A 19,479-nucleotide genomic window follows, 5' to 3' on the forward strand; every position below is an offset into this window, starting at 1 on the left:
CGAAGTGGCCGCCCTCCGCGCAGGAGGCCCGTCCGGCAGGACACCATCTTTACTTCGCATCCTCATACTCTTCATTCCAAGCCGTCTGAATCGCCTCCAGAATCCCCTCAGTCGACTTCCCAGGATCACCCACGAACCCTGGCAACCCAATCACATACTTGTGCAGATCGGTAAACCGAACGGTATAGGGCTCAATCTCCGGATACTTCTCCTGCAGCAAAATCCCAATCTCTTCCGAATCCGTCCAATCAATCTCACGCGGCATGGCATCTCCCCTAAACTATTCTTTGAGCGACAGATCTTCGCCTCATCAAAAGAGTACAAGAAACTCGCTACAGTTCTATGACGCACAAGCCTCAAAGCGCTCAGGAGATCTGGTCGGCATCGCTTCTCCGCCGCGACCTCAACGCTCGCGCTCAGCACCTCGCCACAACGAACCGTCTCCTGCACGAACAAACCACCGGCACCGAGCCCAGCATCATCTTTGGCCACGACGAGAAACCCGAAAAAGCAGAGCAAGCCACTCACGGCAACTTTCATCCCGCCAGCTACGCCGCCATCTGCGCCAACCCCGACTGGGCCCGTCGCCTCACCAAGACCCACACCGCGCATCGTCGTGTCCGCGCCCGCGCCGACTGGCAATGGATGGAGCTCGACTGCGCCAACAGCTCCGACGCTCTCCTGATGAATATCTTCTGCCACCCATCAGTCTTCACCGACGGCCACCTAAACATCGCCGTCGCAAATCTGCTCAGCGTACCGACAGACGCCCAACCGAACTTCGGCCTCCATCCCGGCGTGCCTCTTCGGCAAACTCGCCGCCCTCGCACCAAACGGTCAAGCGAAACACAAGAAAACAATCTCCAGCTCTTCCAAGATCCATCCGCCGCCAAAACAGATCGAACCGAATCCCTCAAAGACCGAACCGAGATCGACCTCCAACTCGGCAACCTGTTCATAGAAGCCAAGCTCACCGAATCCAACTTCCAGACCGCTAGCCTGCACCTCATCGAGCGCTACCGCGACCTCGAAGCCGTCTTCGCAGTCGACCAGCTCCCCCAAAGGGGAACCCCCACGGGAGCCGGCCCAATCCAAGGCTACCAACTCATCCGCAACGTCCTCGCCGCCTTCGCTGCCGACGCATCCTTCTGTGTCCTCTGCGATGCTCGTCGCCGCGATCTTATCGAGATCTGGTACTCGGTCCTCTCCGCAGTCCACTACCCAAGCTTCGCCTGGCGTCTCAAACTGCTCACGTGGCAGGAGCTGGCCACAACCTTACCCGAAGACCTGCAAAACTTCCTCGAAGTAAAGTACGGAATCATCCCCGCTGACCTTCGGCTGCGATAAAACCTAGGCCCCCGGCCCATGCGAGGGTTTTCCCTCTTGAACGTAGTTCCGATTCCACTTCGGAATCTCCACCACATACGTTCCCGGCTTCTCAATCACTGCCTGGCAACCCAGCCGCGAGTTCAACTGAATGTCCGCAGCCGTCTCCATTCGATCCAGCTCCAGATCCTCCGCTTCGCTAATCCCCTGTGCGCCTTCCTTCACATGAAGATGGCACGTCGTACACGCACAAACCCCACCGCACGCATGATCGAGAAAGATGTTGTAGTTCTCCGCCACATCCAAAAACGACATCGGCAAGCCGTGCCCTTCGTATGGCAGCGTATCGAACGGGAACTCCACCGTCCGGCCCTCAGGCATAAACGTCACGCGAACCATCCCTTCACCCGCAGGCTTCGACATATCTACCACTTCAGCAACCATATTCGTATCACTCATGATTCAGTCTTCCGTCGACTCTCCGGCCGTAGCCTCTTCCTTCATTGATTCTTCAATCTGCTTTGTCTCAGCATTCGCATCAAGATGCGAGCTCGTCACCTGCGCCTTCGCAAACGGATGCGGCGCCGTAGGCCCATCTCCTATGCTCTCACCTGCAGCCTCCATCGTCTTGCCCTGCATCGCGCCCGAAACCGCGTTATCCATCATCAGCTCCGCAAATCGCCGCGTAGCCGTATCCAATCGTTCGATGCCCTGGCGAATCACTTTGTACTGACTACCTTGAACCGCAGCCTCCAAAAACGAGACCTCGGTCGCAATCTTCTCGATCTCGTCACTGGTCAACATCTGCCACGCAGCATGCCCCTTACCCTTCTTCACCGCTGTCAGAATCGTCTCAGCCTCATTCTTCGCCTCGATCGTCTGTCTCTCCTGAATATCGGTCTCCGCGTTATCAAACGAATCGAGAATCATCGTCTCGACCTGTTCGTCCGTCAGCCCGTATGTCGGCTTCACCTCAACCTCAGCCTCTTTCCCGCTCCTCTGCTCACGCGCCGACACATGCAGAATCCCATTCGCATCGATCAGAAACTTCACCTCGATGCGCGGCAACCCCGCAACCATCGGAGGTATGCCCTTCAAATCAAACCGCGCCAGCGACCGGCAATCCTTCGCCAGCTCCCGCTCTCCCTGCACAACGTGGATCGCCACATTCGTCTGTCCATCCACACCCGTCGTAAAGTGCTCGGTCGCGCTTGCAGGAATCGTCGAGTTCCGCTGAATAATCTTCGCCACCACACCACCCAGCGCCTCGATCCCCAACGACAGAGGAGTCACATCCAACAACAACAAATCCTCCGTAGCAGCCGACCCACCCGCAAGAATCTGCGCCTGCACCGCCGCGCCCAGCGCCACCACCTCATCCGGATTCAACTCCGTATGCGGCTTCTTCCCACGCGCACCCATCTCAAACAGATCATCCACCAGCGCCCGCACCGCAGGAATCCGTGTCGACCCGCCCACCAGAACAACTTCATCGATCTGCGCCGCAGACAGACCAGCATCCTTCATCGCCTGTTTGCAAGGCCCCGCCGTCCGCGCAATCACACCCGCAATCAAACCCTCAAACTGCTCCCGCGTAATCTCCCGCAGATACCTCTTCCCGCTCGGCAACTCCACATCCAGCTTCGCCGACTCCGCCGCAGACAACAAAATCTTCGCCTCAATTACAGCCTTGCGAACTGCCTGCACCGCCTCGCCATTCCCACGCACATCCTCGCCCAAATCTCCGGCGATATCGTCCAGCGCAATCGCAATCATCAGGTTGTCGATATCGTCCCCACCCAGGTGCGTATCACCACCCGTCGCAACGACTTCAAAGATCCCCTCATGCAGCTTCAAAATCGAAACATCGAACGTCCCGCCGCCGAAGTCATACACCGCAATCAGCCCATCTTTGTTCTGATCCAGCCCGTAAGCTAGCGCAGCCGCGGTAGGCTCATTCACCAGCCGCAAAACCTCCAGCCCGGCAATCCGTCCCGCATCCTTCGTAGCCTGCCGCTGAGCGTCATTGAAGTACGCCGGAACCGTAATCACCGCCTTCGTCACCGGCCCGCCAAAAAACCTCTCCGCATTCTTCTTCAACTGCAGCAGCACATACGCCGAGATCTCCGGCGGAGTCAGCATCAATCCACCCACACTGACCTTCAGTACCTCACCCGCCTTCAGCCCATCCGCCAGCTTGAACGGAAACAGCTTCAACTCACTCTGCACATCCTCGATGTCCCGCCCCATCAGCCTCTTAGCCGAATACACCGCGCTAGCCGAGTCCGCCATCAGCGTCCCACGCGCAGCGTTCCCCACCATCACCCCGTTATCGGTCCACGCCACCACCGACGGCACCAGTCGCTCGCCGTCCTCACCGGGAATCACCACCGGCGTACCACCCTCCATAAACGCCACCAGCGAATTCGTCGTACCCAAATCAATCCCTACAACCCGCTCCTCAGCCATCGCTTCAAACCCTCTATTCGTCCATCTTCTATTGTCCTACAATCGCAGCACGAACACCGCCACCCACGCGCATCTCCTTCAGATGTGCCCCAACCCGAGGCCGATGCATGCTCTACCTGGAGCACCAACCCCATCCCGCCCTCAAGCCTTTCATCAAAGCCCTCTGGTACGTCCGCGACCCGCACGCCATCCACCGCCACGAACGCGTCCTCCCCACCGGCCGCGCTCAAATCGTCCTCTCTCTCGCCCGCGACTACCTCACCGACGCCAGCAACCCCGCCAATCCCCTCGAACACTCCCCAGCCGGCATCTTCCTCGGCATCTACTCCCGCTATCAGCAGATCGACGCCATCGACCTCACCGAACTCATCGGTGTCGTCTTCCATCCCGGGGGCACCGTGCCCTTCTTCTCCGGCAACACCCGCCTCTTCACCAACTGCGAAACCTCCCTCGACGACCTCTGGGGTCGCGCCTCCCAAAACCTCCGCAACGAACTCCGCGAGCTACAAACTCCAGAAGAAAAATTCGCCCTCCTCGAGTTTGCGCTCCTTACTCGCCTTTCCCTCAGCAAGTCGCAGCGGCGCGACCCCATCCTCGACTACGCCCTCACCCATCTCCACGCCTCACCCGGCACCACCACCATCGCCGAGCTCACCCGCACCACCGGCCTCAGCCCACGCCGCCTCTCCGAGCGCTTCAACGAGCTCGTCGGTATCTCCCCCAAACTCTACTGCCGCATCCAGCGCTTCCAGCAAGCGATCCAGCAAATGCACCTGGGCGCCGACATCCCATGGGCCGAACTCGCTCTCACCTGCGGCTACTACGACCAGTCTCACTTCGCGAACGACTTCCGCGCCTTCTCCGGCCTCAGCGCCTCCGACTACTCCACCACCAACCGCATCTGGGCCAACCACATCCCCATCGACTAGGAGGAACCCGAAGGGGTATACAAGTCACGAAGTGACCGCCCTCCGCGCAGGAGGCCCGTCCGGCAGGACAACCAGCAACACCGCCGATTTTTCCAAGACCACCGAGCACCATGAATGGCACACTTCCAACCATGAGCACACAAATCAACACCACCCACTCCACCATCATCCCGAGCCTCCGCTACCGCGACGCCCTCGCCGCAATCGAATGGCTCGTCACCGCCTTCGGATTTAAAAAACAAGCAGTCTTCGTAGCCCCAGACAACAAAACCGTCATGCACGCACAACTCACCTATGGCGGCGGCATGATCATGCTCGGCTCGGTCGACAACGGCGGCGAAGCCAGCAAATACATGGTCCAACCCGACGAGATCGGCGGCCGCGAAACTCAGAGCGCCTACCTGGTCGTCCCCGATGCCGACGCCGTCTACGCCACAGCAAAGGCCGCCGGAGCCGAGATGGTCATCGACATCCGCGACATGGACTACGGTGGCCGTCACTTCAGCTGCCGCGACCTCGAAGGCCACACATGGGGCATCGGCACCTACGATCCCTGGGCTCCTGAAGAAACAAAAACCAACGAGCCCGTCACAGAAAGCGCAAACCGATAACCACGCAAACAGGCGTTCAACAAACTGGCGTCGAACAAGTTTGCGCAGTCATAATGAGCTATGTTCGATGCCGAAGCTTGTGGGGCTGCCAAGCCCGTGATAGCAATGACTGGCTTGAAGTCCCTCTGTCTTTGGGTGGTTCTCGTTGCGCCTTTGGCCGCCCAAAGTTTTAGCGTAAAAATCGTCAGGCGACAAACTGGCGGAACGCGCTACCTTTATCAGGTTAGCGGTCACTTGGCCTCCACCGCCCGCGACGGTTCAAACTGCTACGGGACTGCATACGGCAGCTTCGCAAATGTCAATTGCAATGCATTGACAACAACGAACACCGATACAACAGCTCCCCAGGTCTTCTCACTCCATTTGACTGGAGCAACATACTCGCTTCTCTTGCCGGATGGACGGATTGCGGTGGTCAACTGCGTGAGCAAATTCGAAGAGCATTTCGCCGGACCGGCACGAAACCGCAGAAGTTGTCGCATGCCACCTGTGGATGACATACAAGCCGACTTCAAGGGGAAGAATGCGAAGCTCTCCTGGCCCGTCAGCCCCGATGGAAAGAAGGCGAACTCAGAGACCTACACCATCCTTGTCGTCTTTCAAAAATAGGCGAATAAGTCACAGTATCCGGACTCAACGTAGAGTCTTCAAATCGACCCCTACCCATAAAAACGAACTCTAGCCTTCCCCCCACCCCCACGTGATACCGTCTCCCAATGGAGCTAAACCCTTACGCCAAATATCTAGACAGCCGGGACCCGATCCCAGTCGTCACCAGCACCTCCGAGCGTATCCACGCCCTCACCGGCCGCCTCTCCACCTCCGAAGCCAACACCCCGCCCGCCCCCGGCAAATGGAGCGTCAGCAACATCGTCGCCCACCTCGCCGACACCGAGATGGTCTTCGCTTTTCGCCTCCGCCAGACCCTCGCCGCACCCGGCGAATCCCCTGCCATCATCCAGCCCTTCGACCAGGAAGCATGGGCCCAGCGCTACGCCGTCTACAACCTCGAACCAGCCTTCGCTCTCTTCCACGCAACGCGCAACTGGAACCTGCTCTTCCTCGCCACCGTCTCACAGGACGACCGCGACCGCCCCACCACCCATCCCGAACGCGGCGACATGAAGCTCTGGACCATCGTCGAAACCATGGCCGGCCACGACATCAACCACCTCCAGCAGCTCGAGCGCCTCACCGCACACCGTTGAACAAACTCGTCTAGTAGGTGCGCATCGACACCCCATTATGCTGGCCAGCAGCGACCGCTTCGAAATCTCGTCCCCAAACATAGCTCAAGCCACTGGCGAGTAGCAGGAGTGACCTCGACAGGCACCGCAAATCCTGGGTAGTGGGTTAGTTTGATGTGAACGACTCAACTTGCTGAAAACCCGACTTTGCAAGAGCTAGATCAACCGCAGCACTGGGCTGCGATATGCTTCCTGCATGACTTTGTTGCGCTTCCGCAAGGCGCTGGATATAACTTCGATTCCTGGCGATTGGACTCTCGTACGCCTCACGGTCGATTGGGCTGGATGCCCGCTCTTGTTGTATGCGGAGGGTAAGCCGCCGCAGCCTGATTTTCATACCGATAGCGACGCTTGGTCAGCATGGTATCGAACGCCTCCGAGGGCGCACCACGTGGTCTATCAGGAAGCAGATCGGTTGCAATCAGTTGCGTTCGATGAATCGTCTGGGCTATCTACGTTCCATGTTCAGCGATTTCAGGAGGGGTGGCTGGTTGGAGAACGCAGGGGCGGCAGAACAACAATCTATGACAAGCGTGGTGCCATACGGTCAACTCTCGATCTTGGTGATGCGAGTGAAGACCTCCAGACGACTGCTGATGGCCTGATTTGGGTGAGCTATTTCGACGAGGGCGTGTTCGGGGGCGGTATCGGTCAGCAAGGACTAGTATGCTTCAACTCCGCTGGGGATCCAGTCTTCAAATACGCAGAGTTCGCAGAGCGGTCTGATTTACCAATGATCTGCGATTGCTACGCTATGAACGTTGACCAGACGGGTGGGGTCTGGATCAACTACTACACGGATTTTCCCTTAGTTCGATTGAGCAACTTCAGGCTGGAGCAGGTCTGGAACTCATTTGGTGTTCTTGGCAAGACATTCGCAGTGCGCGGCGAACAGGTAATCCATATTCGACAAGACCACTTGGCCATTGGCAGTCTCATCGAGTCGCTGTCATCGGAACCAGTCTTCGTGCAAGCATCAGACGAACACGAAATCACGATAAGGTATGCCGATGTTGCCGCTCGTGGGTCGACGCTTGCCATCAATACCAGTGATGCGGTTTATACGTTGCTGGACTAGTCTCCGTCTCGCTCCCGCAATACGGGATTTTCAGCAACTATGCTTGCCCGGAGTCGAAGCTGACCAACTACCAAATCCTGTCAAGTGCCAAACCCAGCCATCTCATTATTTTTCAATGGATTAGGCTTGGCGTATGAGTTGTATCCCAAACGCTATACTGGATACAGAAGCAAAAAACCCCAGTCGATACTGGGGTTTTGTCATTTAAACCCGTAACCCATTTAGAAAGACGATTTTACCTCTAAGCCATTTGGAATGACGATTTTGCAGACCATAAAATCAGCAAGTAATTGAAAATAGATCATTTAGCCACACCCACCCCGGGGGGCCACCCCCCAGAAAGGTGACCGCGCAAGCAGGTCAAACACGGATGACGATAACCTTACAGCCCCAACGCCTCGTTCACATCCCGCACCAGGTTCCGCAGATAGCTCCGCTTATTCAGCAGCACCACCATGGCGTCCCGGGCCTTGGTCTTCACGGTCTCGTTCCCGGCATCCACACCCGAGTCCCATGTCGTCCACAACTCCTCCAGCTCCGCCTGCGTCTCCACCATCTTCGCGTCGAACGCATCCTTGGCTGTCATCAGGTCACGTCGCAGCTCCGGCTCATCCTCGCCCATCTTGTTAGCCGCACGCATCTCCTGCAGCTGCATGTTCAGCTCGAAGACCTCCTCCAGCAACTCCGGAGGCACGATCTGCTTCTTCTGCTCTCCCGAGGCCCGCGCCGCATCCGTCGCCGCCTTCGACTGCTCCTCCAGCTCCACCCCTTCAAGCGTCAGCAGATACTGCGTCCGCGAGATCGAATCTTTCAACGTCCGATACGCATCATTGAGCAAAGAACTCTGCGCCAGCGCAGCCTCCTGCTCGGCCAGCGGCTTCGAAGCGAACCGATCCGGGTGCAGCTTACGGCTGAGCACGTAAAACTGCTTCTCTAACGCCACAACATCCAGCGTCAGCTTCCTTGGCAGGCTGAAAAACGAGAAGTAATCCATCGATCCTATTTTAGGCGTCCAGAAGGTTTTAGGCGCCTAGAAGGGACCCTGCTTCTCGACATTCGCAATCACGGCCTCAAGCGGTGCCGTCTGCTTCTTGTAAGCAGCAAGGATGCACGCCTTATCCGTGCCGCACTTATCGCGAACGGCGGGAAAGGCCTGTTGAGAGTCACCCAGATCTCCGCGCACACCCATCCCCACAAGCCCAATTGCAATCTCGTAGTACGCAGTCGTGCGCGCATCGGCCTGCAGCAACGTCGGCGTATGACAAATCGTGCGTTCTGTGGGGGTGCTCGCCTTCGCACAATCGATAGGCGAAGCAGCATGCGCAGTCAAAGAAGCGGCAAACACCACCAGCGACAGATGAACTCTCATCACGCTCCGCACGACAACTTTAAACTATGGAACTTACGCTCTGACCCGGGCCAACTCTTCGACAACTAAGCCGTAAAGCTCGATCCACACCCGCAGCTCTTGGTCGAGTTGGGGTTGATGAAATTAAATCCCTGCCGCATCAGCGTCTCTTCAAAATCGAGCACCATGCCATGCAGGTAGATAAAGCTCTTAGGATCGACAAAGATGCGAATCGCCGCACCGTTCGTAGGATCGCCAGCCGTCGCCAACCCTTCACCGAACGAGTACACCCTATCCCGATCCCGAGGCTGCGTATCGAAGCGAATGTTGTAGCTCAACCCCGAGCAGCCACCGCCCTGAATCCCGACCCGCAGCCCACCCTGCTCCGGCGAGACATTCTCCTTCGCCATCGCAACGCGAATCCGCTTCAGCGCCTTCTCAGTGATCTGGATGCCCTTCTGACCAGGCTCCTGCCCCTGCGCGGTCAGCACATTCATTCCTGCCAGCGGATCTTTGGCCTGTCCCGATGCAGCAGCCTTCTGGGCCGCCTCCATCTCCGCCGCGGTTTGTAATGACACCATCGTCATCGTATGCCTTCGTTCACTCGTTTCAACTGCTCCAAGGCCTCGGCCTTGGTTTCAATCTAACAAAACTTTGGGGCTTAGCCCTGTGGCATGCACTCTTCAGCATCACCCCAAAACCAGCCCCGCCGTAGTTCCTGACTTACTGAGCAACTGCAACCGCTGCCGTCTCGGCAACAGTGTTCTTCTTCTTCCAGTCGCCAATCGCTGCACGAATCGCGTCTTCCGCAAGCACCGAGCAGTGAATCTTCACGGGAGGAAGCGCAAGCTCCTTCACAATATCCGTATTCGAGATCGTCAGAGCCTCGTCGATCGTCTTGCCCTTAACCCACTCGGTCGCGAGTGAGGAGGAAGCAATCGCCGAACCGCAACCGAAGGTCTTGAACTTGGCATCTTCGATAACATTCGTCTCAGGATTTACGCGAATCTGCAGACGCATCACGTCGCCGCATTCAGGCGCTCCAACCAAACCGGTGCCTACCTCGGTCGAGCCCTTGTCCATCTGACCGACGTTCCGGGGATTGTTGTAGTGATCGATTACCTTGTCGCTGTATGCCATGGTCTACTCCTCATCTGTTTAGATGATACTCCCGGGTTCCGGGGTTCGCTATCGTTTAGGACTCTTTCGGCTCAACCGGGGGAGGGTCCTTTCGTAAACGCACAATGCGCCGTTCTAAGTTCGTTGTAACTCCGAATCAGTTTCGGAAGATCTACCGGCAGCCTTTGCAGGGTCAGAATTGAGCGGTCTCAGATTAGTGAGCCGCCCACTCAATCTTCGTAAGGTCGATTCCTTCTTTCACCATCTCATACAAGGGAGAAAGCTCGCGAAGCTTCAAAACCACGTCGATCAACTTGTCCGAAACATAGTCCACTTCAGCCTTGGTGTTGAAACGACCCAGACCAAACCGGATCGAGCTGTGCGCCACATCGTCGCCCAGACCCAGAGCCTTGAGCACATACGATGGCTCAAGCGTCGCCGAGGTGCAAGCAGAACCCGAAGAAACCGCAATATCGTTGATTCCCATCAAAAGGCTCTCGCCCTCGACGTAGACAAAGCTCATGTTCAGATTTCCGGGCAGGTGATGCTCCATGTTGCCGTTCACATGCACGTAGTCCAACGCCTTCTCGAACTTGCTCCGCAGGTAGTCGCGCAGCTCCATCTCACGCTTGGCCTCGGCTTCCATCTCCCGGCCCGCGATCTCGCAAGCCGCGCCCAGGCCGACGATGCCCGGAACATTCAACGTGCCCGACCGCATTCCGCGCTCGTGACCGCCACCGTTGATCTGCTCAGAGATCTGCACACGAGGATTGCGGCGACGAACGTACAGCGCGCCAACACCCTTCGGCCCGTAGATCTTGTGTCCCGACAGCGAAAGCACATCGATGTTGTCCTTCTGCACGTCGACCGGGATCTTGCCCACGGCCTGCACTGCGTCGGTGTGGAAGATGATGCCCTTCTCATGGCAAAGCTTGCCAATCTCGGCGATCGGTTGAATCACGCCAATCTCGTTGTTCGCGTACATGATCGAAACCAGGATCGTCTTGTCGTCGATCGCGCGCTTCAGGTCCTCGATATCGATCAGGCCATCCGCCTGCACCGGCAGATAGGTCACGCGGTAACCCTGCTTCTCGAGCTTCTTGCACGTATCAAGCACAGCCTTGTGCTCAGTCACCTGTGTAATGATATGGTTGCCGCGCTCGCGATACATCTCAGCGATACCCTTAAGCGCAAGATTGTTCGACTCAGTCGCACCACTGGTAAAGATGATCTCCTTCGCGGTTGTGCCAATCAACTTGGCAATCTGTTCACGCGCCTTCTCGACCGCCTGCTCCGCCTCCCAGCCAAACGAGTGGTTGCGGCTCGCCGCATTCCCAAACACCTTGCCGAAGTACGGCAGCATGGCATCCAGGACCCGCGGATCCATCGGCGTCGTCGCGTGATTGTCCATGTAGATCGGCAGGGTCACACCTGCAGGTAATGGCTTTGAAGAATCGCTGATTACTACTCCGTTATCACTCATGTCGTTCCTCATCGTATCTCTCAAACTTGGCACTTCTGAACTTCGTTCGTTACAAATTCCCACCAGCTAGAGCGCGATGCTCACCAAACCGCCACCCACCGGTGCGCCTGTCCCAGTCTGCTCCGCTTCTCCAGCCTCAATTAAGTCTGCGATGCGTATTCCGTTTAGCAGGTCCTTGATGCTGTCATTTACTTTGCGCAATGGTTCTTTGATGGTGCAATGGCCTGCAAGGTCGCAGGCTCCGTGAATAGTAATGCAGCTTGTAATAAAAAGTGGCCCGTCAATCGCCCGGATCACCTCAAAAGCCGTGATCTCATTCGACGATCGCGCTAGCGCATATCCGCCGTTCGTTCCAGCATGCGAAACCAGTAACCCGGCCTTTGCTAAAGTCTGCAGAATCTTCGCAAGAAGTTGCGGAGGAATGTGATACGCCTCAGCAATATCTTTAGCACTGTGCGCAGTGCCGTCCTTCTGCTCTGCCAGATACTTCAGAGCCATCAGGCCATAATCGGCTTTTTTGGTCAGACGCAGCATGTTGGATTTGGGCTCCCGCCCGCCTGAAACTGGCTAACTAAGACAATTCCAGTCCTAGATAGTGTACGTCCAGATTTGCGCGCATGCAACAACCACGCCTTACCATGCTTTCCACCACACTTTCACCATCATTTCCGCCTTCAAAATCACCCGAATTCGCTGTTGACAAGGTGGCTTGGGACGGGCAAAATCCATACCATTCACCATTTTCTCCCCAAAATGACTGCCATCTGCAAACATCCCATCGTCAAAATCGTCGCCCGCGAGGAAGACGCTGAATTTGTGGAGTGCCAAAAGTGCGGTGAAGTCTTTGATTCAGCGGAGTTTAGTGACATAGCAATCGAAGAAGAAGAAGCCCTCGCCGAGACCCCTGCCGAAGACTAAACCACGGTCTGTTCCGGCGGCGAATTCATCCTGCGCAGCACAATCCATGCATACTGAGCCGCCGAAAGCGGCGCCAGCACTGCAATCGCGCGCACCAGTACATCTCGCAGTGTCGCCACAGCAGGAGACATAAACAGCTTCTGGCATAGCACGGCAACCAGAGCGACGATCTGCACAAACGTGTTCAACTTCCCAAAGAGACTTGGCCGAAAATCCCGCAGACTTCCCGTAACAAACAGCAACGTAGAGATAAGCAAAATCCCTACATCGCGGCTGAAGACCAGAACCGTTACGTAACGCGGAATCAGCCCAACGTGGGTCAAAACTACAAACAGCGAACTCAAGAGCAGTTTGTCCGCGATCGGATCGAGATACTGACCCAACGTCGTCTTTTGACTCAACCATCGAGCCAGCAGCCCATCGAAAGCGTCGCTAATTCCCGCGAGCATAAATAGCGCAAACGATATCCCGTAGTGCCCATCGAGAATTTCAATCAAAAGGAAGGGAATGATGAACAACCGCATCAACGTAAGCAGATTCGGCACGGCGCGGAATTGGCTGAGCAGGGGCACGTAGCAGGGTGAGTTCATCCTAACCCAAGTCGGGCGAAGGTTGCTCCAAGCTCCTACTTCCGTTTAGACTAGTAGAACGCACAGGCGCGTAGCTCAGTTGGTTAGAGCGCTACCTTGACACGGTAGAGGTCAGGAGTTCGAGTCTCCTCGTGCCTACCACTTATTTCTTGAAGTTCGTGGCTTGCCCTCTATCCATCCACATTCGCTCGCTACAACGCTCCAAAGCGTATGTAGATTACGGAAGCCACAACGCTTAATCGGTTCTCCGCTAAGATTCGAAGTAGGAAGCGACGAACTATCTGCTCTGGTTCCGTTCTTCGACGGAATGAAACATCTCTTCGATTTAGCATACGAGCATGCAGGAAATTCTGGTTGGCAGCAGACAGAAGATCGACGTAGAGACGTGGGAGCGCCGCGCGAGCTTTAACCATTTCAGAAATTTTACCGAGCCCTACCACGGAGTATGTCTCCGTGTTGACTGCACGGCAACATACCGTTATGCCAAGCAGCACCACATCTCGGTCTTCTTGTCACTGCTGCATCGCTCTCTCGTTGCCGCTCACCAGATTGAGAACTTCAGGACACGCATTGTCGATGGCGTCGTCTGGCGCTATGAACAGATTAATGGCGGTAGCGCTGTCGGACGCCCAAACGGCACCATTGGTTTTGGACACTATCAATTCCGTCAGCGCATCGGCGAGTTCGTTCCCGAGGCGTCCATCGAACTCGAACGGGTGCGGCAACGAAATGACCTCGAGCACTACCCCGAGGCCAATCTGATCCGTTATTCCATTCTTCCCTGGTTCGACTTCACATCCATCTCCCATGCGCGCGACTTCTCCCGCGAAGACTCTGCGCCCCGCATAACCTTCGGCAAAATTACTGATGCGGACGACCGCTCCACGATGCCTGTATCGATACACGTACACCACGCTCTGATCGACGGGCTGCACGTTGCCCACTTCGTCGAAAAGTTCCAACAATCTCTCGATGCTCCGGAATCCGAACCGTTGTAGCACTGTATCGAATGCACAACAAAGTGAACTCCCTCCTCGCTGACTTAAGACTCAGACCACGAGCCGGGACTACCCAGGCGAGATTGAAGTTGTGCACGGTAGCGTCGGCTCAACCGCAGTCTCGTTCCATTGTTGAGCACCACGTCGTACTCACCACCCTCATTAAGCTTGAGACCACGTACCCTATCAAGTTGAACGATGGTCGAACGGTGAATCCGGCAAAAGATTGACTGATCCAGCTCCTGATCGAGCTCCGCCATGCTGCGGCGCACGAGATGTGACTTTGTTCCCACGTGCAAACAGGAGTAGTAGTCCGACGCCTCGATCCAATCGATCTCGGAGACTTTCAGAAACGAAACCTGCCCGGCGCTCTTCACAACTAGTGACTCTCTTGCTCGCGGCGAGCTTCGGCCCTGCGTGATTTTTTCCTTGGCTCGGTCGAGTGCTCGTTCGAATCGAGCGTTGTCGAACGGCTTCAAGAGATAATCGAGCGCTCCAGCGTCGAAGGCCCGCAACGCATACTTGTCGTAAGCCGTGACGAACACGACAGCGTGTGGCAGATCTCTTCCAAGCATCTCGAGAACGTCAAATCCGTCGCACTCTGGCATCTCAACGTCGAGAAAAACCAGGCTCGGCTTCAATTCGCGAATCGCCGACAGCGCCTCCGCGCCAGAACCGCACTCCCCGACAAGCTCAATCTCCGGATGAAGACCCAGCAGAACGATGAGATTGCTGCGAGCCAAAGGCTCATCATCTACAACCAGCGTACGAACTCTCTCGGGACGCTCTTTCGAATGCACGAATCAAGCCTCCGCGGAGGACGGTATTACAAAGGGTAGAGAGACCGACACCTCCACGCCACCCGCGCTTCGATTCCGCATGCTCATCTCGCAGTCATTTCCATAGAGGCTCTGCAATCGGGTACGAACATTCGAGATGCCAATTCCCGGGCGAGTCGCCTCCCAGTCAGACGGAAGACTTGGGCCGTCATTGCAGACACTCAGCGTGAGCACATCATCACACCGACTTGCGCTAATCCGAATCGTCCCACCCTGCGCTCGCTTCGCAATTCCATGCTTAATCGCGTTCTCGACCATCGGCTGCAGAATAAGGCTGGGAACCTTCGCTGGATAGAGTTCGCCGGGAACATCCACGCTCAGTTGAAGGCGGTCCGCAAATCGAACCTTCTGAATGTCCAGATACTTCAACGCAAACTCCATTTCCTCTTCTAACGGCACTTGTTGCCGACTGGAGTCCTCCAGCATCCGGCGCAGAAAATCGCTTAGCCCGGCAATCATACTCACTGCGGAATCATTTCTTCCCTCACGCACCAACCCGGAGACTGCGTTGAGCGTATTGAACAGGAAGTGAGGCTCGATCTGTCGCCGCAAAGCATTCAGTTGCGCCTTCGTCAGCTGCTCGTTCAGGCGAGCGGTTTCAGTCTGCTGAAAAGCGAGGCGCTCCCTTGAGTCCAACATGGAGCTAACTATCAGAATCACAGCGTACAGCACCATGGACGAGAGAAATCCGTTGTAGAACTTGCTATGCCAAAGCTGCACAAACGTCGCCGGAGACCCGTCGGCATATGGATTCAGAAGCACATCCAGCAACGAATCCCAGGCACAAAACATCACACTGACTGCAAGCCACGCGGCGATATGTGCAAACCAATTCTGGAAGCGCCACGGCTTGGGCAGCGGAAATCGCCGTCCCAGATGCAAGATCAACGGCGTCATCAGCGCCCAGGGAAGCCAAGAAAGCAGTGTTACGACGAACAACTCCATCCAGGCGTGATGCATTCCCTCCGAACGCATGACGAAGACAGTCTGCAACGCGCCGAACAGCGCGAATCCGAACCAGATCGCCGCGACCCATCTCCATCGATACGACCCGGTCTGAATGTGGTTGTTCGTAGTCATACTGAGATCGTAGTCTTCAACTTGCCGAAAGCGCCAAGAATGCAGTGAATCGCCGGAGCCCTGCAGTAAGCGGTCTCGCTCAGGAATGAGCGAAGGTGGATACTTCTTCCATGCTCACTGCTGCGAAATCTCTCCTCCTCTTTGCAATAGTTCTGCTCTCCATCTTTGCCCCTCAAGAAAAGCCCTCCCCACGGAGTTACTCGCCAGAGTACACGAGCGACGCACAGCTCAAACTCCCCGAGCACTATCGGGAGTGGGTGTATCTAACCTCTGGGTTCGATATGAGCTATAGCGCAAATACGCAGCCGGACGACCACCACATGTTCGACAATGTCTTCGTAGATCCAGAGTCCTACAAGAAATTTGTAGAGACGGGCACCTGGCCCGACAAGACCACGCTCGTACTCGAAGTTCGCGAAGCCCATGGGAAGGGCTCGATCAATCAAAAGGGCCACTTTCAGAGCGAAATAATGGGTTTGGAAGTGCACGTAAAGGATGAAGCGCGATTTTCAGGAAAATGGGCCTTCTTCGGATTCGAAGACAAAGACAAAGCAGGTAAGATGGTTCCGACGACAGCCTCCTGCTATAGCTGCCACTCCGACCATGCAGCCGTGGATACTACCTTCGTCCAGTTCTATCCAACACTGTTGCCAATCGCCAAGAGCAGGAACACACTCAGCGCCCAGTACAAGAAGGAAATTGAAAGTCCTTCGCCATCATCGAAGTAAGACTTCCCAATCAACTCCCTTTATCATGTTGATACATGGCATCGGAGGTTGAAACGTGCGTTTCGTTGCCCTTTGTCTCACGCTCCTACTTGCGGGGTGCTCGAAATCCAGGATCTCGTCGTCATTTACGATGCAGTCGGCAGTCCCAGTCTCTGTTGCACCATCGTCTGGCACTGGCACCGCGCAGGTCTTTACTGCAACCTATCAAGACCCCAAAGGCGGCTCGCATATTGCTAAAGCTGCCCTGTCTGTAATGGCCAGCAACGTTCGACCAGGTGGACGATCGGGATGGTCAATGAATCAGTGTCTCTTGCGCTTTGACCTTGCCAGGAACGCTATCTGGTTAGTACCCAACATGGGCGGCACCTGGGGATATCACTCAATAATCGCGGGGTCTTCTTCAGAATTAAGTAACTCTCAATGCACGGTGATGGCATCTGGATCTTCCGCACACACTCACGGCAATATGGTAACGGTTAGTTTTGAGGTCAAGTTCACCCCTGGGTTCGCGGGCAACAAGCAGATCTATCTACAAAGTGCAGACGTGAGCGACAAGTGGAGCGCCAACTATCAGCAACCGTTCGGCAGCTTCACGGTCGACGCTCCATCATCAGACACTATAAAAAATTAGACATACGTTCCGCCACTCTATGACTGCTTCTTGGCCGGCTTGAGTGGGCCAGCTTTAAGAATCTTTCCACCCTCTTGAATCACGTAAAGCTGGTTAACATCTAGATTCTTAAGTTGATCCACCTGCCCACTCAGCCACCGTATCTCAACCAGATCCACCTTCTTGGCCTGATCAAGACCGAAGTGCAGACGCATATCATTTTGCGAGAAGTAACTTCCCCCGCTTCGTAACTCCTCCAGCTGTTTTGACGGCTTAGTTGCATCCGGTGTCGTAGTAGCTGTGACAATCACCCGACTACCTATCCCGGAACAATTCGACTTTACTCCAACAAGCTTTATCTTGATCCAGTTGCGGTTCAGAGTCGAGTCGCAGCGCAAAAGTTGCGGTACAGCATTGATGCAGTTGACGACGATATCTATGTCACCATCGTTGTCATAGTCTCCGAATGCGCAGCCGCGCGCAGCGGCATCCTCAAGAATGCCTGGGCCACCCTTGTTCGTAACATCCTGGAAACGTCCGTTACGCAGGTTGCGATACAGATATTTGTGCTCTGCATACTTCAGGTCGGCCTTCGACTTATCAACTTCCGGATAGACGTGGCCATTCGACATGAGAATATCGAGCCACCCATCATTATCCATATCAAAAAAACCTACACCCCATCCCAGCAGCCTGGTATTTTCACCCAGGCCACTCGGATAGGTGTGGTCTTCAAATGTTGCATCGCCCATGTTCGTATAAAGCGAATCGGTATCGCCGGCGAAGTTCGTCTTTACAATGTCAAGATTGCCGCTATGGCTGTAGTCGCCGATAGATACACCCATGCCCGCCTGCGGTTTGGCCTCTGCCGAAAGTGCTGCCCCGGCTTCAATCGCAATGTCGCGGAAGGTCCCATCCTTCTGGTTGAGATAGAGCGTCGCAGGCGCTGAATCATTTGCAACATAAATATCAGGCCACCCATCATTGTCTAGATCTGAGGCGGCAACACTCAAACCATAGGTCCCAACTGCGGTCCACATTCCAGACTTCTCGCTGACGTCAGTGAAAGTGCCATCCCCGTTGTTGTGATACAAAATATTTCTCCCACCAGGCAGTCCCGGAGGCCCGCAAGCAACAAGCATTCCCTTATAAGTGCACGGTCCATCCTCCGGCAAAGGTGCTGTCTTTAAATCAAAGTCGACGTAGTTTGCGACGAAGAGATCAAGATGCCCGTCACGGTCGTAATCTACAAAAGTACAACCGGTATTCCAACGAATCTTCGGCCCCGGCTGAGTGAGACCTGCCTGTTGCGTAACATCCGCAAACGTTCCATTGCCATTGTTGCGGTAAAGAGCATTCTGACCATAGTAGGTTACAAACAAATCGTCGTTGCCGTCGTTGTTATAGTCTCCAACACAGCACGCCTGCCCCCATCCTGTCCTATGTTCCAGCCCTGAACCAGTAGTTACATCCGTGAAGGTCCCGTCGCGGTTGTTCTTAAACAAATGGCATCGCGGCTCTTGGCCCTTGGGGAAACCATCAAGCCTCCAGCCGTTGACCATAAAAAGATCCAGCCAGCCGTCGTTATCATAGTCATAAAATGCCAGCCCGCAGCCCGTAGTTTCCAGCAAGTACTTATTCTTGCCTTCCGCACCATAGATCGTCTTACTGGTAAGGCCAGACTCCTTCGCAACATCAAGGAAGCTAACTCCAAGAGGAGTATCTTCAATCGGAGACTTCTCTCCCGGAGGCGGCGGTGCAGACTTCGCATCATAACTGCGTTCCTGCGGTCCAATGCCCTTCTGAGGTGGAGGCGCCTGCTGGAGCGGCGAGGCCAATGCCAGAATATCCGCAAATGGAAGCACCAACGCCGTGCGGCTAAGTGACTGGATGAATTTGCGACGGTTCAACGTAATCAATGTTCTTTTCAAGATCGCTCTAATCCAGCATCGGCGGCATAAGTCATCGTATGTAAACGCCCCGTACGCTCTTCGAAGTTCGAATAACTGAAGTACTTCTCACTGCCCGTGCGCCGAATTATAACGAACGTCTTAAATCTATGTACACGTACTATCTACCCACCAAGCACCGCTTCAACATGCAACA

At 55.5% G+C, this 19,479-nt stretch carries 23 protein-coding genes and 1 tRNA gene; 11 read left to right on the forward strand and 13 right to left on the reverse strand.

Annotation, left to right across the window (positions count from 1 at the left end; translation table 11 throughout):
• Positions 1-49 precede the first annotated feature (49 nt).
• On the reverse strand, positions 50-265 hold the full coding sequence (gene iscX, locus RBB82_RS08265; RefSeq protein ID WP_433974645.1) for a Fe-S cluster assembly protein IscX: 216 nt from the start codon (positions 263-265) through the stop codon (positions 50-52).
• A 77-nt stretch (positions 266-342) separates the two neighbouring features.
• Between iscX and RBB82_RS08270 the strand changes: the two genes are divergently transcribed.
• Positions 343-1,347 carry a PGN_0703 family putative restriction endonuclease gene (locus RBB82_RS08270; protein WP_433974646.1) on the forward strand — a complete coding sequence of 335 codons (1,005 nt, stop codon included), beginning with the start codon at positions 343-345 and terminating at the stop codon, positions 1,345-1,347.
• A gap of 3 nt (positions 1,348-1,350) precedes the next feature.
• Here RBB82_RS08270 and RBB82_RS08275 read toward each other — a convergent pair whose 3' ends face one another.
• Both RBB82_RS08275 and hscA read right to left on the reverse strand, forming a co-directional pair.
• Positions 1,351-1,785, reverse strand: a complete 435-nt coding sequence (locus tag RBB82_RS08275; RefSeq protein WP_433974647.1) for a 2Fe-2S iron-sulfur cluster-binding protein — start codon at positions 1,783-1,785, stop codon at positions 1,351-1,353.
• A gap of 3 nt (positions 1,786-1,788) precedes the next feature.
• A complete protein-coding gene (gene hscA, locus RBB82_RS08280) occupies positions 1,789-3,795 on the reverse strand; it encodes a Fe-S protein assembly chaperone HscA (protein ID WP_433974648.1) in 2,007 nt (668 codons plus the stop codon).
• A 107-nt stretch (positions 3,796-3,902) separates the two neighbouring features.
• Between hscA and RBB82_RS08285 the strand changes: the two genes are divergently transcribed.
• The 5 genes from RBB82_RS08285 (at position 3,903) to RBB82_RS08305 (ending at position 7,660) form a co-directional block, all read left to right on the forward strand.
• Positions 3,903-4,724, forward strand: a complete 822-nt coding sequence (locus RBB82_RS08285; RefSeq protein ID WP_433974649.1) for an AraC family transcriptional regulator — start codon at positions 3,903-3,905, stop codon at positions 4,722-4,724.
• Positions 4,725-4,855: 131 nt separating this feature from the next.
• Positions 4,856-5,335, forward strand: coding sequence for a VOC family protein (locus RBB82_RS08290; protein ID WP_433974650.1), 480 nt, complete (start codon positions 4,856-4,858; stop codon positions 5,333-5,335).
• Positions 5,336-5,395: 60 nt separating this feature from the next.
• Positions 5,396-5,944 (forward strand): hypothetical protein, encoded by a 549-nt coding sequence (locus tag RBB82_RS08295; RefSeq protein WP_433974651.1) that lies wholly within the window; start codon positions 5,396-5,398, stop codon positions 5,942-5,944.
• A 107-nt stretch (positions 5,945-6,051) separates the two neighbouring features.
• Entirely contained in the window at positions 6,052-6,543 is a 492-nt protein-coding gene (locus tag RBB82_RS08300) for a DinB family protein (protein WP_433974652.1), read from the forward strand.
• Between the two features lie 235 nt (positions 6,544-6,778).
• Entirely contained in the window at positions 6,779-7,660 is an 882-nt protein-coding gene (locus RBB82_RS08305; protein ID WP_433974653.1) for a hypothetical protein, read from the forward strand.
• Positions 7,661-8,042: 382 nt separating this feature from the next.
• Here RBB82_RS08305 and hscB read toward each other — a convergent pair whose 3' ends face one another.
• The 6 genes from hscB to RBB82_RS08335 form a co-directional block, all read right to left on the reverse strand.
• A complete protein-coding gene (gene hscB / locus RBB82_RS08310; protein ID WP_433974654.1) occupies positions 8,043-8,654 on the reverse strand; it encodes a Fe-S protein assembly co-chaperone HscB in 612 nt (203 codons plus the stop codon).
• A 36-nt stretch (positions 8,655-8,690) separates the two neighbouring features.
• The gene (locus RBB82_RS08315; protein WP_433974655.1) at positions 8,691-9,029 is read right to left on the reverse strand and encodes a lysozyme inhibitor LprI family protein; all 339 of its coding nucleotides are present in this window, start codon (positions 9,027-9,029) and stop codon (positions 8,691-8,693) included.
• Positions 9,030-9,094: 65 nt separating this feature from the next.
• Positions 9,095-9,595, reverse strand: coding sequence for a HesB/IscA family protein (locus RBB82_RS08320; protein ID WP_433974656.1), 501 nt, complete (start codon positions 9,593-9,595; stop codon positions 9,095-9,097).
• A 136-nt stretch (positions 9,596-9,731) separates the two neighbouring features.
• The gene (gene iscU, locus RBB82_RS08325; protein ID WP_433974657.1) at positions 9,732-10,148 is read right to left on the reverse strand and encodes a Fe-S cluster assembly scaffold IscU; all 417 of its coding nucleotides are present in this window, start codon (positions 10,146-10,148) and stop codon (positions 9,732-9,734) included.
• A gap of 193 nt (positions 10,149-10,341) precedes the next feature.
• Entirely contained in the window at positions 10,342-11,610 is a 1,269-nt protein-coding gene (locus tag RBB82_RS08330; protein WP_433974658.1) for an IscS subfamily cysteine desulfurase, read from the reverse strand.
• A 66-nt stretch (positions 11,611-11,676) separates the two neighbouring features.
• Entirely contained in the window at positions 11,677-12,144 is a 468-nt protein-coding gene (locus RBB82_RS08335; RefSeq protein ID WP_433974659.1) for an RrF2 family transcriptional regulator, read from the reverse strand.
• Positions 12,145-12,363: 219 nt separating this feature from the next.
• On the opposite strand from RBB82_RS08335, the gene RBB82_RS08340 reads away from it, so the two are divergent.
• Positions 12,364-12,528 carry a hypothetical protein gene (locus RBB82_RS08340; RefSeq protein WP_433974660.1) on the forward strand — a complete coding sequence of 55 codons (165 nt, stop codon included), beginning with the start codon at positions 12,364-12,366 and terminating at the stop codon, positions 12,526-12,528.
• Here RBB82_RS08340 and RBB82_RS08345 read toward each other — a convergent pair.
• The gene (locus RBB82_RS08345) at positions 12,525-13,118 is read right to left on the reverse strand and encodes a CDP-alcohol phosphatidyltransferase family protein (RefSeq protein ID WP_433974661.1); all 594 of its coding nucleotides are present in this window, start codon (positions 13,116-13,118) and stop codon (positions 12,525-12,527) included. The genes RBB82_RS08340 and RBB82_RS08345 overlap by 4 nt on opposite strands.
• Before the next feature lie 64 nt (positions 13,119-13,182).
• Between RBB82_RS08345 and RBB82_RS08350 the strand changes: the two genes are divergently transcribed.
• Positions 13,183-13,259: transfer RNA gene (locus tag RBB82_RS08350), tRNA-Val, on the forward strand.
• Between the two features lie 197 nt (positions 13,260-13,456).
• On the forward strand, positions 13,457-14,116 hold the full coding sequence (locus RBB82_RS08355) for a CatA-like O-acetyltransferase (RefSeq protein WP_433974662.1): 660 nt from the start codon (positions 13,457-13,459) through the stop codon (positions 14,114-14,116).
• A gap of 44 nt (positions 14,117-14,160) precedes the next feature.
• Here RBB82_RS08355 and RBB82_RS08360 read toward each other — a convergent pair whose 3' ends face one another.
• Entirely contained in the window at positions 14,161-14,916 is a 756-nt protein-coding gene (locus tag RBB82_RS08360) for a LytR/AlgR family response regulator transcription factor (protein ID WP_433974663.1), read from the reverse strand.
• Positions 14,917-14,919: 3 nt separating this feature from the next.
• Positions 14,920-16,035 carry a sensor histidine kinase gene (locus tag RBB82_RS08365; protein ID WP_433974664.1) on the reverse strand — a complete coding sequence of 372 codons (1,116 nt, stop codon included), beginning with the start codon at positions 16,033-16,035 and terminating at the stop codon, positions 14,920-14,922.
• Between the two features lie 110 nt (positions 16,036-16,145).
• On the opposite strand from RBB82_RS08365, the gene RBB82_RS08370 reads away from it, so the two are divergent.
• Positions 16,146-16,763, forward strand: coding sequence for a cytochrome P460 family protein (locus RBB82_RS08370; RefSeq protein ID WP_433974665.1), 618 nt, complete (start codon positions 16,146-16,148; stop codon positions 16,761-16,763).
• Positions 16,764-17,193: 430 nt separating this feature from the next.
• Complete coding sequence (locus RBB82_RS08375) at positions 17,194-17,394, forward strand: hypothetical protein (RefSeq protein ID WP_433974666.1); 201 nt, start codon at positions 17,194-17,196, stop codon at positions 17,392-17,394.
• Positions 17,395-17,411: 17 nt separating this feature from the next.
• Here the strand turns inward: RBB82_RS08375 and RBB82_RS08380 are convergent, their stop codons facing one another.
• Positions 17,412-19,304 (reverse strand): CRTAC1 family protein, encoded by a 1,893-nt coding sequence (locus RBB82_RS08380; RefSeq protein WP_433974667.1) that lies wholly within the window; start codon positions 19,302-19,304, stop codon positions 17,412-17,414.
• Positions 19,305-19,479 lie beyond the last annotated feature (175 nt).

Source organism: Tunturiibacter lichenicola, from assembly GCF_051013355.1.
GTDB classification, from domain to species: Bacteria; Acidobacteriota; Terriglobia; order Terriglobales; family Acidobacteriaceae; genus Edaphobacter; species Edaphobacter lichenicola_F.

Bases quoted from the DNA above. Each gene is read 5' to 3' on its own strand.
- RBB82_RS08285 (WP_433974649.1), top strand. From the start codon at position 3,903: ATGCTCTACCTGGAGCACCAACCCCATCCCGCCCTCAAGCCTTTCATC.
- RBB82_RS08330 (WP_433974658.1), bottom strand. From the start codon at position 11,610: ATGAGTGATAACGGAGTAGTAATCAGCGATTCTTCAAAGCCATTACCT.
- RBB82_RS08300 (WP_433974652.1), top strand. From the start codon at position 6,052: ATGGAGCTAAACCCTTACGCCAAATATCTAGACAGCCGGGACCCGATC.
- iscU (WP_433974657.1), bottom strand. From the start codon at position 10,148: ATGGCATACAGCGACAAGGTAATCGATCACTACAACAATCCCCGGAAC.
- RBB82_RS08370 (WP_433974665.1), top strand. From the start codon at position 16,146: ATGCTCACTGCTGCGAAATCTCTCCTCCTCTTTGCAATAGTTCTGCTC.
- RBB82_RS08335 (WP_433974659.1), bottom strand. From the start codon at position 12,144: ATGCTGCGTCTGACCAAAAAAGCCGATTATGGCCTGATGGCTCTGAAG.
- RBB82_RS08270 (WP_433974646.1), top strand. From the start codon at position 343: ATGACGCACAAGCCTCAAAGCGCTCAGGAGATCTGGTCGGCATCGCTT.
- RBB82_RS08305 (WP_433974653.1), top strand. From the start codon at position 6,779: ATGACTTTGTTGCGCTTCCGCAAGGCGCTGGATATAACTTCGATTCCT.
- RBB82_RS08365 (WP_433974664.1), bottom strand. From the start codon at position 16,035: ATGACTACGAACAACCACATTCAGACCGGGTCGTATCGATGGAGATGG.
- hscB (WP_433974654.1), bottom strand. From the start codon at position 8,654: ATGGATTACTTCTCGTTTTTCAGCCTGCCAAGGAAGCTGACGCTGGAT.
- RBB82_RS08290 (WP_433974650.1), top strand. From the start codon at position 4,856: ATGAGCACACAAATCAACACCACCCACTCCACCATCATCCCGAGCCTC.
- RBB82_RS08345 (WP_433974661.1), bottom strand. From the start codon at position 13,118: ATGAACTCACCCTGCTACGTGCCCCTGCTCAGCCAATTCCGCGCCGTG.
- hscA (WP_433974648.1), bottom strand. From the start codon at position 3,795: ATGGCTGAGGAGCGGGTTGTAGGGATTGATTTGGGTACGACGAATTCG.
- RBB82_RS08320 (WP_433974656.1), bottom strand. From the start codon at position 9,595: ATGACGATGGTGTCATTACAAACCGCGGCGGAGATGGAGGCGGCCCAG.
- RBB82_RS08355 (WP_433974662.1), top strand. From the start codon at position 13,457: ATGCAGGAAATTCTGGTTGGCAGCAGACAGAAGATCGACGTAGAGACG.
- RBB82_RS08340 (WP_433974660.1), top strand. From the start codon at position 12,364: ATGACTGCCATCTGCAAACATCCCATCGTCAAAATCGTCGCCCGCGAG.
- RBB82_RS08275 (WP_433974647.1), bottom strand. From the start codon at position 1,785: ATGAGTGATACGAATATGGTTGCTGAAGTGGTAGATATGTCGAAGCCT.
- iscX (WP_433974645.1), bottom strand. From the start codon at position 265: ATGCCGCGTGAGATTGATTGGACGGATTCGGAAGAGATTGGGATTTTG.
- RBB82_RS08295 (WP_433974651.1), top strand. From the start codon at position 5,396: ATGTTCGATGCCGAAGCTTGTGGGGCTGCCAAGCCCGTGATAGCAATG.
- RBB82_RS08315 (WP_433974655.1), bottom strand. From the start codon at position 9,029: ATGAGAGTTCATCTGTCGCTGGTGGTGTTTGCCGCTTCTTTGACTGCG.
- RBB82_RS08375 (WP_433974666.1), top strand. From the start codon at position 17,194: ATGGCATCTGGATCTTCCGCACACACTCACGGCAATATGGTAACGGTT.